14 protein-coding genes are annotated in these 16,310 nt (G+C 40.0%); 2 read left to right on the top strand and 12 right to left on the bottom strand.

Annotation, left to right across the window (positions count from 1 at the left end; genetic code table 11):
• Positions 1 to 625: 625 nt before the first annotated feature.
• From ACO1PF_RS09140 to ACO1PF_RS09110, 7 genes are all read right to left on the bottom strand, one after another.
• A complete protein-coding gene (locus tag ACO1PF_RS09140) occupies positions 626 to 1,195 on the bottom strand; it encodes a polymer-forming cytoskeletal protein (protein WP_423188747.1) in 570 nt (189 codons plus the stop codon).
• A 400-nt stretch (positions 1,196 to 1,595) separates the two neighbouring features.
• Positions 1,596 to 2,192, bottom strand: a complete 597-nt coding sequence (locus ACO1PF_RS09135; protein WP_423188746.1) for a polymer-forming cytoskeletal protein — start codon at positions 2,190 to 2,192, stop codon at positions 1,596 to 1,598.
• A gap of 212 nt (positions 2,193 to 2,404) precedes the next feature.
• Positions 2,405 to 2,890: a glutathione peroxidase gene (locus tag ACO1PF_RS09130; RefSeq protein ID WP_423188745.1), complete on the bottom strand. Its 486-nt coding sequence runs from the start codon at positions 2,888 to 2,890 to the stop codon at positions 2,405 to 2,407.
• Positions 2,891 to 2,912: 22 nt separating this feature from the next.
• On the bottom strand, positions 2,913 to 4,787 hold the full coding sequence (locus tag ACO1PF_RS09125; protein WP_423188744.1) for a heavy metal translocating P-type ATPase: 1,875 nt from the start codon (positions 4,785 to 4,787) through the stop codon (positions 2,913 to 2,915).
• 190 nt (positions 4,788 to 4,977) lie between these two features.
• The gene (locus tag ACO1PF_RS09120) at positions 4,978 to 5,841 is read right to left on the bottom strand and encodes a VOC family protein (protein ID WP_423188743.1); all 864 of its coding nucleotides are present in this window, start codon (positions 5,839 to 5,841) and stop codon (positions 4,978 to 4,980) included.
• 756 nt (positions 5,842 to 6,597) lie between these two features.
• Positions 6,598 to 6,825 carry a hypothetical protein gene (locus tag ACO1PF_RS09115; protein WP_423188742.1) on the bottom strand — a complete coding sequence of 76 codons (228 nt, stop codon included), beginning with the start codon at positions 6,823 to 6,825 and terminating at the stop codon, positions 6,598 to 6,600.
• Positions 6,826 to 6,994: 169 nt separating this feature from the next.
• The gene (locus tag ACO1PF_RS09110; RefSeq protein ID WP_423188741.1) at positions 6,995 to 8,179 is read right to left on the bottom strand and encodes an L-lactate MFS transporter; all 1,185 of its coding nucleotides are present in this window, start codon (positions 8,177 to 8,179) and stop codon (positions 6,995 to 6,997) included.
• Between the two features lie 196 nt (positions 8,180 to 8,375).
• Between ACO1PF_RS09110 and ACO1PF_RS09105 the strand changes: the two genes are divergently transcribed.
• Entirely contained in the window at positions 8,376 to 9,287 is a 912-nt protein-coding gene (locus tag ACO1PF_RS09105; protein WP_423188740.1) for an AEC family transporter, read from the top strand.
• 77 nt (positions 9,288 to 9,364) lie between these two features.
• A complete protein-coding gene (locus ACO1PF_RS09100; RefSeq protein ID WP_423188739.1) occupies positions 9,365 to 10,186 on the top strand; it encodes an aldo/keto reductase in 822 nt (273 codons plus the stop codon).
• A gap of 92 nt (positions 10,187 to 10,278) precedes the next feature.
• Here the strand turns inward: ACO1PF_RS09100 and ACO1PF_RS09095 are convergent, their stop codons facing one another.
• The 5 genes from ACO1PF_RS09095 to ACO1PF_RS09075 all read right to left on the bottom strand — a co-directional run bounded on the left by ACO1PF_RS09095 (position 10,279) and on the right by ACO1PF_RS09075 (position 16,016).
• Positions 10,279 to 11,058: an ABC transporter ATP-binding protein gene (locus ACO1PF_RS09095; RefSeq protein WP_423188738.1), complete on the bottom strand. Its 780-nt coding sequence runs from the start codon at positions 11,056 to 11,058 to the stop codon at positions 10,279 to 10,281.
• Positions 11,059 to 11,067: 9 nt separating this feature from the next.
• The gene (locus tag ACO1PF_RS09090) at positions 11,068 to 12,108 is read right to left on the bottom strand and encodes an ABC transporter substrate-binding protein (RefSeq protein WP_423188737.1); all 1,041 of its coding nucleotides are present in this window, start codon (positions 12,106 to 12,108) and stop codon (positions 11,068 to 11,070) included.
• Positions 12,109 to 12,110: 2 nt separating this feature from the next.
• Positions 12,111 to 12,896, bottom strand: coding sequence for an ABC transporter permease (locus tag ACO1PF_RS09085; protein WP_423188736.1), 786 nt, complete (start codon positions 12,894 to 12,896; stop codon positions 12,111 to 12,113).
• An 86-nt stretch (positions 12,897 to 12,982) separates the two neighbouring features.
• Positions 12,983 to 14,680 (bottom strand): FAD-dependent oxidoreductase, encoded by a 1,698-nt coding sequence (locus tag ACO1PF_RS09080; RefSeq protein ID WP_423188735.1) that lies wholly within the window; start codon positions 14,678 to 14,680, stop codon positions 12,983 to 12,985.
• A 25-nt stretch (positions 14,681 to 14,705) separates the two neighbouring features.
• Positions 14,706 to 16,016 (bottom strand): YeeE/YedE family protein, encoded by a 1,311-nt coding sequence (locus tag ACO1PF_RS09075; RefSeq protein WP_423188734.1) that lies wholly within the window; start codon positions 16,014 to 16,016, stop codon positions 14,706 to 14,708.
• Between the last annotated feature and the right edge of the window lie 294 nt (positions 16,017 to 16,310).

Genomic DNA, 16,310 nt, shown 5'->3' with positions numbered 1-16,310 from the left:
TCGAAAAATAACAAGTGACTTCTGAACGGATTTTCGTCTCACAGTTATCACTTAAATCGATTCCTAGCACCTACTCATATAGCAACCAACGACGGGCAGGTACTTATCGTACTCTTTAGCATCCACTCAAAGGCTAAATCCTAGCGAGCAATCACTATAGGAGGCCTATACTTTCCTCTCAACAGTATCTTTTCATGGACTGGTCGCTAGGGAGGTCCAGTAAGCCCCGCTCGAAACGCACAATAAGCTGAGCAGTCACTAAACGCTGACGCTAGTGCCCGGTCATGCGACGTCTCCCCGTGAGTGGATACATCAGTAACACCAGACTGACTACTCATAAAAAATAGGTTCCTGAATAAGCACCTAATAGTCATGACCGAACAGAATAATGCAGCGATTCCGCGGTCATTCTAATCATGACCCCTCTAAAACCTATTATGATCTTTTCAGCTCCCACAACTTTTCAATAATGAAAAAACAGTTCTTAAGATCGAATGATCTTAAGAACTGTCTCATTTTCCAACTTCACTTGATGATGATCCTTCTCTCCTATGTCCGATAGGTAGAACACCAATGTTTAAGTGTATCATTGGACTAATACATGATTAAAAGTTAAGTTCGAAGATTATTCCTCTACGGTTACTTCGCCTTCAACTGTACCTTCGTCCATTAAAGCAGCATCCATTAACTCTTGTGATGCAAATGTTACGTCACCTGTAACAGTAGAGTTAAGTAACTCGAAACCTTCAGCGTCGACATAAACGTCTCCATCCAAAGTACCTTCCTGAATACGGAAGTTTGGTGATTCTACAGTCATCGTTCCAACTGCTAAAGTATATTCATCAGTAACGTTACGGTCTTCGTCTTGAGCATATAAAGCTAATTTACGGTATTCTGCTTCAGCTTCGTCGTCGCCGTCGTGGAAAGTTCCAGCAACTGTTACGTCATCGTCAATTGCTACGTCAGCAATAATTGCTGTTAACCAGTTTCCGTCAGTGCTTAATGAAGCAACAACTTGATCAGCGTCATCAGTAATAGAAGCAGCTGTTACTGCATCTTCACCTTCAGTTTCTTCGCCTTCTTCAACAACTTCCATGTCTTCTGCTGCGTCATCGTCAGTATCACATGCTGCTAAAAAACCGCCCAATGCCATAACTGCTGCGCCTGCTGCTAATTTCTTTCTCAATAAACTCATAATTATCCCTTACCTTTCTTAATGCAAGATTGATTAAGTACAACGAAATGAACAAGATAGACGGAGAGATCATATTTAATCGGACTTTCAATCTGTTCATTTACAAACTCCACTATATAATAGAATTGTGAAGCCGTCAACAAAAGTACATTATTTTCATTCTGAGATTACACAAAAAAAATCTATATTCACAAAGTATTCTCCCGTATAATATTATCTATCACTCTTCTTTCACAATTGATTTTAAGAAGAAACATTCTTGAAATTTGATAAATCATAATCTTGAATTCTAAATGATTCAAGATTTAGTCAAGTCTATTATTGACGATATATCAAATCGCAAAAACAGGTCTGCAGCTGAGCTGCAGACCTGTTTACTATTTATTAGATTTGAGTTCGATTATTCTTCGACGCGTGTTTCTCCAGTTACTTCGCCTTCTTCTAATTGAGCTGATTCTTGATATTCTTCACTTGCGAAAATCAAGTCTCCATCAATCGTTCCACCTGGTAATTGGAAGTCGTTTGCTTCAACGTAAACGTCACCAGCAAATGTTCCGTTTTGGATACGTGTGTTTTCACTTTGAACTGTTAAGCTTGGTGCTGTTAGAGTGAATTGTTCCAAGACATTACGATCTTCATCTTGTGTGTACAATGCTAATTTACGAGCGATCATACCATCATTATCTTCCACGCCGCCTTCTAAGACTAGTTCCATATCTGTTTCTACGTCGCCTTCAAAAATAACGATCCATCCGCCATCGGCTGACATTGCTTCTTCTAAATCGTCTGCACTAGCAATAACTGATTGTGTAGCACCTGTTGTTGCATCTGTTTCTTCTTCTGTATCTTCTGTTTCTGTATCTTCCGTTTCTGTATCTTCAGTGACCTCTTCTGTGTCGTCTGTGACTTCTTCTGTATCATCTGCATCATCTGTACCACATGCTGCAAGTAACCCCATGCTTGCTGTAATTAATAATAATTTATTCCATTTTAACATTATTTGTTCCTCCTACCATTTTTTTGTTGTGATTCACTGCATATTTATAATACCATGTTTCTTTTTCATGTCAAAGATATTTTGTCAAAAAAGTTCAATATTTTATAATTTATTATATTTTTATTGACATAGCAGCATTTTTACATTAAATTTCGTTGTGAAATCATTCACTTTTTAAAATTATTTTACAATTATTACATTGAAAAAGTTTGTTATGATTCGATTTTATCATCTATTAATATATTAAGCTCTTCTTTTACCTTCTCTGGACTTATTTTAGGTGCGAAACTGATAATTTTTTCTTCATGCGGCGTTACAATAAATTTGGTGAAATTCCACTTAATTTTTTTGTTGTCTGTATTTGCTATTAAATATTTATATAGTGGGTGGGCATTCTTGCCGTTAACTTTGATTTTTTCAAATAAAGGAAAGGTAACGTTGTAATTCATCTGGCAAAACGACTGGATGCCTTCACTATCCAAAGGTTCCTGATTTAAAAACTGATTGGATGGAAAACCTAGAACAACTACATTCTTGTCTTTAAATTCTTTATAGAGTTCTTCCAGCCCTTCGAGTTGACCCACTAAGCCGCACTTGCTGGCTGTATTGACGATAACCATGTATTTATCTTCATAGTCTTTCAAGTTCTTCACATGTCCATCAATCTGTGTGACATTGATATCATAGATTTTTGTCATAAAAAGTCTCCTTCTTTTTCCCTTATTTTATGGGTCTTAGCAATCTCAATCCGTTCAAAATAACTAAAATGGTACTGCCTTCGTGACCAATAACACCAAGTGGCAAATTTATTAATTGTAAAACATTGACGACAATCAAAAATAAGATAACGCTGATTGAAAAAACGACGTTTTGCATAATAATTCTATTGAGTCGTTTAGATAGCTTATGACTATACGTAAGCTGCTCCAGCTCATTTTTGACGAGTACCACATCAGCCGCATCCATTGCCAGGTCTGTTCCTGCACCCATCGCAATACCAATCGAAGCATTAGCCAAAGCTGGTGCGTCATTGATCCCGTCACCGACCATCACGATCGTTTCATATTTTTCTTTCAAATCAAGTATCAAAGTCGCTTTCTCAACGGGTAGGCAGTTTGCTTTCACTTCGTCCACGCCGACCGTTTTCCCAATGGCTTGACCGGTCGCTTCATTATCGCCAGTAATTAAAATGGTATAGATACCCTGACTTTTAAAATAATCGATCATTTCCTTCGCTCCAGGTGCCGGTAAATCAAGTAAAGCAATAAAACTCATGAGCTGATCATTTTTTGTTACATAGAGAACCGTTTTCCCTTCCGTCTGTTTCTCGTTGGCTGACAACGCAAACGCACTCGTGTCATCTTTTACTGTGAATTCTTTTTTACCTATTTTCCAGTGATCCTCGTCCACGTATCCTTCGACACCATGACCTTCAACTTCATTGATTTCAGTGACTTTGATGTCATGTTTCATTTCAGATGCATTAAGATGGTCTATCACAGCTTGTGCCAACGGATGCGAAGAAATACGTTCCAGTTGAACAATGACCTGAACGACCGTTTCCTGGTTAATTTCTTTTAAATAGTTTACGTCTGTCACTTTTGGAGAACCTTGCGTTAATGTTCCTGTTTTATCAAATGCGATCGCATCGATCTGACCGAAGTTTTCAAGAAAAGACCCGCCTTTGTAAAGCACCCCTTTTTTTGCACCGTTTGAAATGGCTGAAAGGGTTGCTGGACTTGCAGAAGCCATTAGTGCGCAGGGAGAGGCTACGGTTAGCAGAACCATTCCTCGATAAAAAGATTCATTAAAACCCCAACCTAAAGCATAATAAAAAATGAGCATCATTACCGGAACAAATATCAAAACGATCTTTACATATCTCGTTTCGATCGATTCAATAAAGGTAGCCGTTTTTGATGGGGTCCCTTGAGCTTCATCCACCATTCGGATTATTTTAGCAAACAATGTGTCAGAGTATTCCGCCTTCACTTCTATTGCGACCGCTCTGCTAACGTTTATCGTCCCGCCGATCACTTCATCTTTCATTGCTTTATTGACGGCCATCGATTCACCTGAAATGGCGGCTTCATCAACTAATGCATACTCGCTTAAAAGTATACCATCGATAGGAAAAGCAGAACCTTTAGGTACAAGTAATTTGTTCCCGACTTTTAAATCTTTCGTTGCAACTTCTTCTGTTGATCCGTCCTCGCTTAAAAGCAAGGCTGTCTCCGGGGTCAATTCCATCAGTTTGGAAATGGCATCCGTACTCTTATTTGTCGTATAGACCTCTAGTGATCCGCTCAGCGAAAAAATAAAAATGAGCAGTGCGCCTTCCAGCCAGTAACCAATGACTGAAGCACCTATAGCAGCTAAGACCATAAGGATATCGACGTTCAACTTTTTTTTGAAAAGCAGGTCACTGAAGCCTACTCTGGCTTGAAAGTAACCGCCAATCAAAAAGGCTGTCACATATACGAAGGCATCCAAGGGCTGCTGATTATTGTAAGATAGCATCCCTCCAACAATGATGAGAAGCCCGCTTATAATGGTGAGCAACATGGGCTTATTGTTCTTAATAAGTGCTGTCATATCTTGTCATCCTTTTCTATAATGATTCTTAACTATAAGATATCACGGCCTTATTTAATAAGATAGCACTTTGAATTAACTGATAATGATAGTATTTCTCATTATCCATATTGTCGTCAAAATCATCTTTCAAAAAAGTTTCGATTGAAAAAACTTCACTTTATAAGCATAGAAAATGGAGCAAAAATGATCAATCAGATGTGGTGACAGTGACATGGATCCCATTTGGATCGGTGATTGTGATAAACGTCTCCGCTTCATCATCAATAGCTAAACCTTGCGCACTTAAATGCTCTGTCAACGCAGTCAATTCCTCACTTGTCGGCACACTTAAAGTGAATCGAGTAAGTCCCAAATCAAACTGATTTCTTTTTGGTAAATCTGTTCCTAACCAGGTATTTAAACCGATATGATGGTGGTAATCTCCCGCAGCAATAAATCGGGCCTGACTTCCAAATTCATATTTCAGCTGCATGCCTAAAGTTTCTATATAGAAGTATTGAGAATCCTCCAAATCAGCAACAGCTAAGTGAACATGGCCAATTCGTGTTCCCGCTGGTAATGTATCGGTCAGCTGGTCATTCCGACTAGCCAAGACGCCATCCGCATCAATTTCTGCTGTGATTCCTTTGATCATACCATTTTCCGAAATGTCCCATTCCTCTTTAAGCTTATCTCTATAAATCTCAATACCGTTTCCTTCCGGGTCGCGCAAGTAGATCGCCTCACTATAGCCGTGATCAGAAGCGCCTTCAATTGGTATGTCTTTTTTTAATAGCGCATACAGAATGTTTCCTAAGTCTCTTCGTGTAGGCACTATAAACGCCGTATGAAAGAGTCCCGCTTTTTTAGTCCGTGAGTCTCCTGCATCTACTTCAATTAAATTCAACAACACTCGGTTATCCGTCTTCACACCGAGCGAGGCATAGTTATCAGATTCTTCAAGGACAGATAGACCAATTATTTCTCTATAGTAAGTCGTCATCTCTTCTAATTTTTCTACGTTCAGATCAACTGAATGAACCGATAAGTTCTTGTTTATTATAAATGCCATGACATCTTTGTCTCCTTTTCCTGCTTACACTCTTTTTCTATCAGATAACAATGGAATCATCCGTGACGTTCTCTTTATCTCATCGATCTGAATAGGGCCGATTCTATTGTGTAACGCTGATATTGCATAGGCTATTATTTCAAACCTTATTTCATCTTGTTTATGAATAACTCCACGCAAAGTACTACTGATGACTGAAAAGTAGAACCCACTTCGGTTTACTCCGTGCATATTTTCTTTGAGCATGCCGAAGTTTGACCTTCTTGGCATCACTCGCCTGGGTTTCCTCTTTGAGCATGCCGAAGTTTGACCTTCTTGGCATCACTCACCTGGGTTTCCTCTTTGAGTATGCCGAAGTTTGACCTTCTTAGCATCACTCACCTGGGTTTCCTCCTTGAGCATGCCGAAGTTTGACCTTCTTGGCATCACTCGCCTAGGTTTCCTCTTTGAGTATGCCGAAGTTTGACCTTCTTAGCATCACTCACCTGGGTTTCCTCCTTGAGCATGCCGAAGTTTGACCTTCTTGGCATCACTCGCCTGGGTTTCCTCTTTGAGTATGCCGAAGTTTGACCTTCTTAGCATCACTCGCCTGGATTTCCTCCTTGAGCATGCCTAAACTCTATTAACCAATTCCCACAAGTCTTATTCTACATTAAGTCCTGTCAATTTATGCTTTTCTATAATTCAATTATTCAATTTATTATATTAATGTAAAAAAGCTACTCCAAGTTTAAGAGTAGCTTTTAAATATCGGTATTATAGCAGCGTTGCGTCCAAATAACCCAGTTTACGTGCTTCGATGATTCGTTTTTGATCCTCTTCTGAAACCTCTAGCAAAGCCGGATTATCTAAGATAGCTTGATACCCATGTTCTCTAACACCGTCCTGAATAACTTTTTTATTGATACCTGTCACAATAGCTAGAATTTCTGCCGGTTTTTTATCTTTTGCGTGCTCATCTGTTACTTCTGTAAATAACATCATGTATCCTCCTTTCGCAAATTCCTACCTATTTTCATTTTTAGTATAGCATATGTGTAAGCGTTTTAACAGAAATAGCTGTTATGTATTATTGAGTATATAAACCAAAAAAAGACTGAAATTTCAGTCTTTTTTTGGTTTATATACATGATTTTAAATGAATACCTTATATTTAGGTTGTTGTTTCAGGTGGTCGTACAATCAATGTTAAACCAAGACCAACAACAGCAAGCAGACTGGCAATGAAAAAAGCTTGGGTATCTTGACTAGTTAAACCGAGTAAAAATGGTCCCGCTAACGATGCTACGCCATAAGCCTGATAAATCAAGCCATAATTCGATCCGAAATAATAAGTACCAAAGTAATCACTGGTAATGGCTGGAAAGGTTGCCAAGAAGCCACCAAAACTGCTGACTATCAAAACCAGAACAATGAAGTAGACGATAGCCTGATGAGTCCATAAACTAAGCGTCAGCATCGATAAAGCTGTGATCAAGAACAACAAACTAAAAACTCTTAGTCTGCCGTAAACATCAGATAATGCGCCCCAGCCAAGCCTCCCCAGTGCATTTGCAACTGCAGCAACAGCAATCGAATAACCGGCAATTTGAGGAGTGAGACCCACAACGTCACGCGCGATATCCTGGGCCAACCCGATAACAACAAGCCCACTCAAACTGCCAATAAAATAGATGATCCATAAAAGATAAAAGGTTCTAGTCTTCAGCATAGATTTAGAATTGAAGTCGTTCTCATTCACTAAGATTTTTTTATTGCTTTCTGATTCTTCTGGGACCTTCAACATTTGCGCACCGATCAGGCCCACTACGGCATAAACTAAACCCTGAACTAAAAAGGTTTGCGACACGCCGATCCTTTGAATCAAATAACTTAAAATGAAATTAAAAACAAAGCCACCTAGCCCGAATGCACCGACAATAATACCGGTGACCATCCCTTTCTTTTTAGGGTACCATTTCAGCGATGTGGACAATGGACAGACGTAAACCATCCCAACGCCAATTCCACCTAAAACACTATACCCTAAATAAAGTACGGCCAACGAGCGTGCCATCGAGGCCACAATTAACCCAACACTGAAAAAAAGTATCCCAATGGTCGCGACTTTTCTTGGTCCGATCTTATCCTGCAGTCGACCAGAATAAATCGTCACCAAGGCAAAAATAAAAACAATCAAAGAATACGCTGTGTAAACTTCCGTGCGTTCCCAGCCAAAGGCATCGACGAGGGGTTGATTGAATAAACTCCAGGTATAAATACCTCCAATACAGAGCTGCATTAAAACGCCCCCGAACAGCACCTGCCACCTTTTTGTTTCATCTCGATTCCTCTGCATTCCCATCTCCCCTTTTTTAAGAGTATAAAGTAGGCTCGTCTAAAAATAAAGAGAAAGTGTAAATTACATACGATTGTTATCTATTCGTATATTGTATTATGCTCTATACGGCAACTCTTACCGTTCTCTCCTAGAAAAAATTCAGGTCGTTTTGAAACATGGTATACTAAACAGTGATCAGAAAGGTGGGAATGAATTGTTAGGAGTATTGCTTCAATCGCTGCAATTTTTACTTGTTATTTTAGTTGCGTACCTATTTAAAAAAGCTGAAATCCTAAAATCAACAGATGGTATCGTGTTACAGAAAATCATTTTAAACTTGACTCTACCTGCTACAATCGTCGTTGGTTTCAATGCTGTAACTGTTGAACCTATTTTATTTATCATGATTTCCCTAGGTTTACTTTCTAATATCGGTCTCGTCATGATCGGCGGCTACCTATGGAGAAAAAAAGATGCCTCCAACCAGTCACTAATGATGTTCAGTCAAGCTGGATACAATATAGGAAATTTCACGATCCCTTTTGTGCAAGGCTTTTTCCCAGCTGCAATTCCTTTTATTGGTAGTTTCGATATGGGAAATGCATTGATGATATTCGGTGGAACGCCCATGCTTGTAGATAAAATGACACATCAGGATCGCTCAAACAAAAACATATTCAGAACACTTTTAGGTTTATTCCGTTCACCTTCTTTTACTACTTATATAATCATGTTTATATTGGCGCTCGCCAGCATTGTATTGCCGGAAAATGTCCTATCCGTGTTTCATTTATTTTCCAGCGGCAATGCTTTTCTAGCTATGTTTATGGTCGGTTTATATTTAGATATAGCTATAGATTCAGAATCCCTGCAAAAAGTAATGACTTTACTATTTACGCGCTACTCTATAGGCATCGTGCTGGCACTGCTGTTTTACTTTTTCCTGCCATTACCGGATATCGTCCGCCTCTCGCTTGTTCTACTCGCTCTGGCACCGATCGGGACGGTTTCTACGATCAACATCATCGGGTATGGGAATGAACGCTCACTTGCGAGTTTTCTTGCTTCAATAAGTATTATCGTGTCACTCGTACTCATGACCCTTGCCCTGGTTTTTATTTTATAATCCGAATATTCCCTTAAGTTTGTTTCCGTTTTCATTTTAAGGTAAACTAGCTTTATCATTAGGAAAGAAGGAAAACTATGACTCACACCATCCCATCATATACGTTGAACGACGGTCTGGAAGTCCCCGTTATTGGTTTTGGTACGGATAAGTTAAAAGGAGCCAAAGGTGTCTTGACCATTAAACAAGCACTACATAATGGGTATCGCTTTTTAGATACTGCTTATCGCTATGAGAATGAAGCCACGGTTGGTAAAGCGTTGAGAGAAAGTGGATTGAACCGTTCTGAGGTTTTGATCTCGTCAAAATTACCGGAAGCGTATCATCAGTATGACTTGGCGATTCCAGCTATTCAGGAATCGCTGTACCGTGCCGGTCTGGATTATTATGATTTATATCTCATCCACTGGCCCGATCCGGAGCAGGATAAATATGTTGAAGCGTGGCGAGCATTGATCGACGCGCAGAAATTTGGACTCATCCGTTCGATCGGTGTATCCAACTTCTACCCGGATCAATTGAAACGTCTGAAAGATGAAACCGGTGTGATCCCAAGTATCAACCAGATCCAAACGCACCCTTATTTCATTCAGGACAAAATGATCGAAGGTAATATCGAGCACGATATTTTGACGCAGTCCTGGAGTCCCCTAGGTAACCGCATGGCGGACGACTTGATCGATAATAAGACGATAAAAGCTATCGGTGAGAACTACGGTAAATCGATCGGACAAGTGATTTTACGCTGGCAGGTGCAGTCAGGCTTTATGCCGATCCCGCGTTCCAGCTCGCCGATTCGTCAAAAGGATAATCTGGCGCTGTTCGATTTCGAGTTGACTGAACAGGAAATGTACCGTATAGATCACCTGGCTAAACCGGATGGCGATATTTACGGCTAAATCAGAAAATCAAAAAAGGCGTGCCACAGCTGTATATCTATCAGCTGTGGCACGCCTTTTCTTCATCTTTAAATCAAAACTTTCTCCAACTATCAATCCTGACTGATCAGATCAAGGATTTCTTCTTTGGTCTTTAAATAGTCTTTGTCCATTTCTATTCGATGCGTATCTGATTGAAACGCAGAGAACGTATAGTCCAGTTCAATTTCTTTCAAGATCCTACCTGGTTGTTTGGACATGACGACTACTCGCGTCCCTAAAGCCATGGCTTCATCAACGTCATGGGTGATCATCAATACGGTATTATTGTTCTCTTTCCATAAATTCCTGATGAATCCCTGCATGTTTAACCGAGTCAGAGCATCCAAGGCGCCTAAAGGTTCATCCATCAGGATCATTTCCGGCTCATTCGCCAAGACTCTAGCTAAAGCCACTCTCTGTTTCATTCCTCCAGACAGTTCAAAAATACTTTTCTCAGCTTCTGCAGATAAGTCGATTTGTTTCAATATGTGATCAGCTTTTTCTTTAATCTTCTCGCGGTCCATCCCTCTTACCCTCGGTCCAAAGGTTATATTTTCTTTAACCGATAACCAAGGATAAAGCGTTGGCGATTGAAAAACGACGCCTTTATGCCAGTCCGGTCCTTTGATCAGCTTGTCTTGAAAAAAAGCTTTTCCTTTTGTCGGGAATTGATAACCGGCAATGATTTTAAGCAACGTGCTCTTCCCACATCCCGACGGTCCAAGCACACAGATGAATTCGCCTTTATTCACTTCCAGATTTATGTTGTCCAGAGCCGTTGTTCGCTGGGGACCTTCGCCATAAACCATATAAACATTTTCTAACTTTACAAGTTGTTTATCTTCACTCATAGGAATCCTTTACCTTTCCAAAACCATTTCGATATATCGAGGATTTATAAAATCATCATAGGTGGATTGCTCAGGAGACGTCGTGATCGAACCTTGTTCTTGTAAGAAATCTCCTGTTTCTTTCATAACTTTAGAAAAATCTCCGGGCAGATCACTGGTGCCTAAATATTCCTGAGTTATTTGATCAGCCGGCGAAAGCCAAAGCGATCCTTCCATCTGAGTCAGTGCGTCTTCAGTATCGATTTCCAATGCCTCTGACACTATTGTTGATGCTTCTTCTGGATCTTGACGATAAACATCTCCTCCGGCTATGGTCGCTTCGATAAAATCAGCGACTATTTCCGGATGCTGTTCAGAAAACGCTTTTCGTGTCAGTAAAACATTCGCGGTTTTATGTCCCATCTCTGCTACTTCAGCAGAAGATAAAATCATTTTGCCGTCTTCTAGTAATTTGCCAAGAGAGGGTTGCCAAGTATAAGCGGCATCGATATCGCCTCTTTCCCACGCCGCTACAATATCCATCGTTTGCATATCCAGCAATTCAACGTCCTCGGCGATGCCTTCGTCATTCAAAGCCTGAAGCAGACTATAATGTGATGTCGAAGCAAAGGTCGTCCCGATTTTTTTACCTTTAAGATTTGAAATTTCTTCAATTCCAGAAGCTTCTCTTACTGCCAGGCCCTCGATTTCTCCTAGAATTTCATGGAGCCAAATCAATTCAGTACCGATATCCGTGGCTAAAGCGATAACGCCATTGGTATTTCCCATCGAAGCAAAATCGATACTTCCAGAAGCTAGCGCCTTGTTTGCATCCACTCCAGAGTCAAACACGATAAAATTCGTTTCAATTCCTTTTTCTTCAAAATAATCCTCATACAATCCTGAAGTCAAAGCAACCATCTCGTCATTAGGTACACGTAAATAGCCTATGGTGATTTCCTCCGGTTGATTAGCTTCCGCATCAGTATCGTTTGAACAACCCATTAAACTCAAAGCCGCCATGCTTGTCATCAAAAACAAACTCTTTTTTAATATTCTTGTTTTAAACATTTTTATTCTTTTCCTTTCCAAAAAATAAATTTTCTTTCCAATAATATAAACATTCCATCCATTGCGATACCTGTCAGTCCCATCAAAATTATGCCAACAAACATGACATCAGATTTGAGATATCTCGAGGCATCGATAACCATCCAACCGATGCCGGATGTAGCGGCCGTCATTTCGGCCGCTACTAAAGTGGTGTACGCAAAGCCGCTTGCGGTCCGCACCCCGGTGAATATATCGGGCATAGCAGCCGGTAAGATGATTTTAAGGAAAACATCCTTCTGCGAAGCGCCTAGCGATTGCGCGCTTAAAATGTAATCGCGATTGATACTGCTCACTGCAGATACACAGGCGATATAGATAGGCGCAAATGCTGCTAAGAATAATAACGTGATTTTCGATCCGTCTTCGATCCCCATCCATAAAATCAGTAAAGCATAATAAGCTAAGGGTGGGATGGGACGATAAAACTGAACAATAGAATCAATGATTGCTCTGAATTTAGGGAAAAAGCCACTTAATAGTCCTAAAGGGATAGCTGTCAGTACTGCTAAAAATAGTGATCCGAATAATCTTCTGAAACTGTCACCTAAATGCTGCCACAAACTGATCCGGTTATAGCCCTCATTGAGGATTTGAATAAAAGCGCTCCATACTTCTTGAGGTGAAGGCAAAATATGCGACGATAGACCTTCAGCTTGAGTCGCTAATACCCAAACCAGCAAGATGATCAGCCATGTTCCTACTGTTAAAGCACGTTCAAGACGAGTGTGCATTTTTTGCTGATTCATTGTTTCCTCCATAATAAAAAATTTACTGATGCATAGCACTAAAAAGAAGAAAAATTCTTACAGAATTTTTCTTCTTTTTAGTATTTTTAAGCGAAATTATAATTGGTAACGATCGGTGCTCTGTCTAGTCTGACGTCATTGAAATATTCGTACTCACTCACTCCGAGGAATGAACCATCAATGTTATACACATTTGAAAAACCTAATTGCCCTAAGGCACGAACCATGTTATAACTGCGCTGACTTGAACGGCAGTGAACATAAACCTGTTTGTCTTTAGGGATTTCGTCCAAACGACCACGGAATTGACTTAACGGAATGTTGACTGCACCTTTAATGTGACTCACTGCGTATTCATCTTCCTCGCGGGCATCGATGATCATTGCCTCGTTTTCGACCAGTTCTCTTACTTTTGTTACTGGCACCTTCTTGAATTCACCATTAAGCACATTCAAGCCTACCAACACTGCGTGATTGACAACATCTTTAGCTGTCGAGAAATGAGGAGAGTAACTGAGTTCAAGTTCTTTCAGTTGTTCCAGATTCGCATGTAACATGATAGCTGTTGCCATAACATCGATCCGTTTGTCTACGTTACCTTTTCCAACTGCTTGGGCGCCCAAAATCTGACCGGATGGCACAGCGAAAATCAATTTGAAGAATAAATTTTCTGCGTCTGGCATAATGCCCACTTTATCTTTTGGAATGACATAAGCGAAATCATAGTCGATACCGGCATTTTTTAATTGTTTTTCATTTAGTCCTGTGTTAGCCGCATTCATATCGAACATTTTCACACTCGACGACCCTATTACACCTGTATTTAGATAAGTTCTACCATATACATGGTCGGCTGCTGCACGCGCTTGTCGCTGAGCAGGACCAGCTAATGTCAACATCGTTTTCTTACGCGTGAAGAAACAAGTGCTCTCAATTGCGTCACCAACAGCATAGATAGATGGGTCAGTCGTTTGATAATGATGATTGACTTTTATTGCTCTAGTCTCACCGAGCTCTAAACCAGCATTAACAGCTAATGTCGTTTCAGGACGTACGCCGATAGCCATTACAACTGCTTGAGCCTTGACTTCTTTTCCTGACTGAAGGATAACACGGTCGGAACCTATTTCTGTAACGGCATCTTCTAAAATCAAATCGATGCCATTTTTCATGATTTCTCTGTTTATCATTTGAACCATATCATAATCCATTGCAGCCATTACTTGGTCTTGAGCCTCGATTATCGTGACTCCGTAACCAGCTTTTTTAAGGTTTTCTGCTACTTCCAAGCCGATGTAGCCTCCACCAACAACTGCTACTTCTTTTACATTATTCAATTTTGTATAACTTGTCAAGGCTTCTACGTCAGGAACAGTTTTCATCACGAAAACATGCGCGTCATTGATGCCTTTTATGTTTTGCGGCAGGATCGCTTTAGCTCCGGGAGATAGGAAGAGCACATCGTAAGACTCGACATAAGATTCTCCAGTTTGAAGATTCTTCACTTCAACTGTTTTAGCTTCGCGGTCAATACTCATTACTTCATTATGCACACGAGCATCGATATTGTATTGCGTTTCAAATCCATCCGGGCACATCAAAACCAGATCTTGCGATTCTTCAATATCACCACTGATATGGAATGGAATACAGCAATTTGAAAATGAAACATATGGTCCTTTTTCAAACATAATTATTTCAGCCTGTTCATCTAATCTTCTTACGCGAGCAGCAACAGATGCTCCTCCGGCAACGCCACCAACAATTAATACTTTTTTACTCATTATTATATTTCCTCCTGTATTTTACTTATTTTCTCACGCGATGTGGTAGTATGCAAACTTTTCCAGCAAATACTTTCATGCCTACAATACCACCTGATGTCATAGCCACCAAGAAGAACCAACCTGAGATGGAAAAACTGGAAATTGAAGCATACATCGCTCCGATATTACATCCCAATCCAAATCGTGAGCCAAATCCCAGCATCAATCCACCAAGCGCGAAGTATCCTGCATCTTTTTTATTGATCTTAAAATCAAATTTAAATCGATTGGCTAACAGGAATGCGATCGTACATCCGAAAATCAATCCAATATTACGAATAGTTCCTCCATCATTGAGCAGCCCTGCTTGAACCTTTTCAATATGCGAGCCAAAATACTCGGCTGGCAGCTGAATACCTAATTGTTCAAAGATAGCGACATTCCAAGTCAATAAGGCAGTAGACACGCCCCAGTTTTTATTGGTTGTTACTAAAACGAACAAAGCGCCAAAAGCCAAAATCAAAGCCCCTAAAGTAAAGCTCCATCTCTGTATGAATAGCTTATGATACGTTTGATAGCTGAAGAACGGTGTTTGCTCATCAGCATTTAGAGGTTTTTCAAATTCCTCATAATCTCCTTTGGGATCCATGTATGTTCCTTCAGCTTTGCGTTTGTTTTCGTATCTCACAATAATCCAATACAATACTCCCAATAAACTTGCCACAAGTAATAGTGAACCAAAATATCCCAGTACTTGCGGGAGATGTAATTGAATACCCATCTTACCAATAGTCGTAGTGTCGACGACTTGTCTCATGAAATGTCCAGGTGCGGTACCAAAAATAAAGAAGATAAAGGCTATCAACGCTCTTCCTGAACCTTCTCCAAAGTCAGCAAGCGTACCCGATCCACAACCGCCAGCTAACATCATACCCATACCGAAAATAAAACCACCAATAATGGTTGCAATATTAGTAAAATAAACATTTCCTGTGCCCGGTATGACAGATGCGCCCTCAGCTGCAAGATACGCAGGTACCGCTCCATTTTGAGCTGCCTGCCATTGAATACCCATGGTCACCAGCGCTGTGACGAACAGTAAGACAAGCAAAGCTTTAGATAAACTGCCTTCACCTCGCATATAGATTCGCTTTATACCTCCGGCAAACCCAAATCTTGCTCGAGTCAACGTGTATCCTAGAATAAGCCCGGCAAATAAATACAACGGAAGACCAGCTGATAAAGAATTTAGATAACCACTAAATAACGCCATTGTTACAACTAATCCAAAACCAAGAACTGGTTGAACATATGAAGCCGTCTTTCTTCTTACTAATACACTTGATTGAGCCATATCCTTACCCCCAAATAATATTTAGAAAACTGCAGACAAGATATTAATTAAACAATGACTATTTATAATATAGTGAATGTTTTCACTAACGTGCCCGTGGTCCTCTTTACTTCTATAACTATACTCAATACATCAATCGTTGTAAAATAGCGTTTAGGAATGCTTCCATACCGTAAAAGAATAGTATTGTGTCGATTTTTTTTGACAAGCGCTTACTTTGCTGTTACATTCACAATAAAGAGTATAAAGATTGTGAATTTATTATTAATGAACGCAAGTTGTTCATACTTATTT

Origin of the sequence: Alkalibacterium sp. f15 (assembly GCF_049389645.1) — a bacterium.
Classification (GTDB): Bacteria; Bacillota; Bacilli; order Lactobacillales; family Carnobacteriaceae_A; genus Alkalibacterium.
The sequence above is the reverse complement of the archived record's forward strand: the minus strand, read 5'-3'. Positions and strand labels throughout refer to the sequence as shown.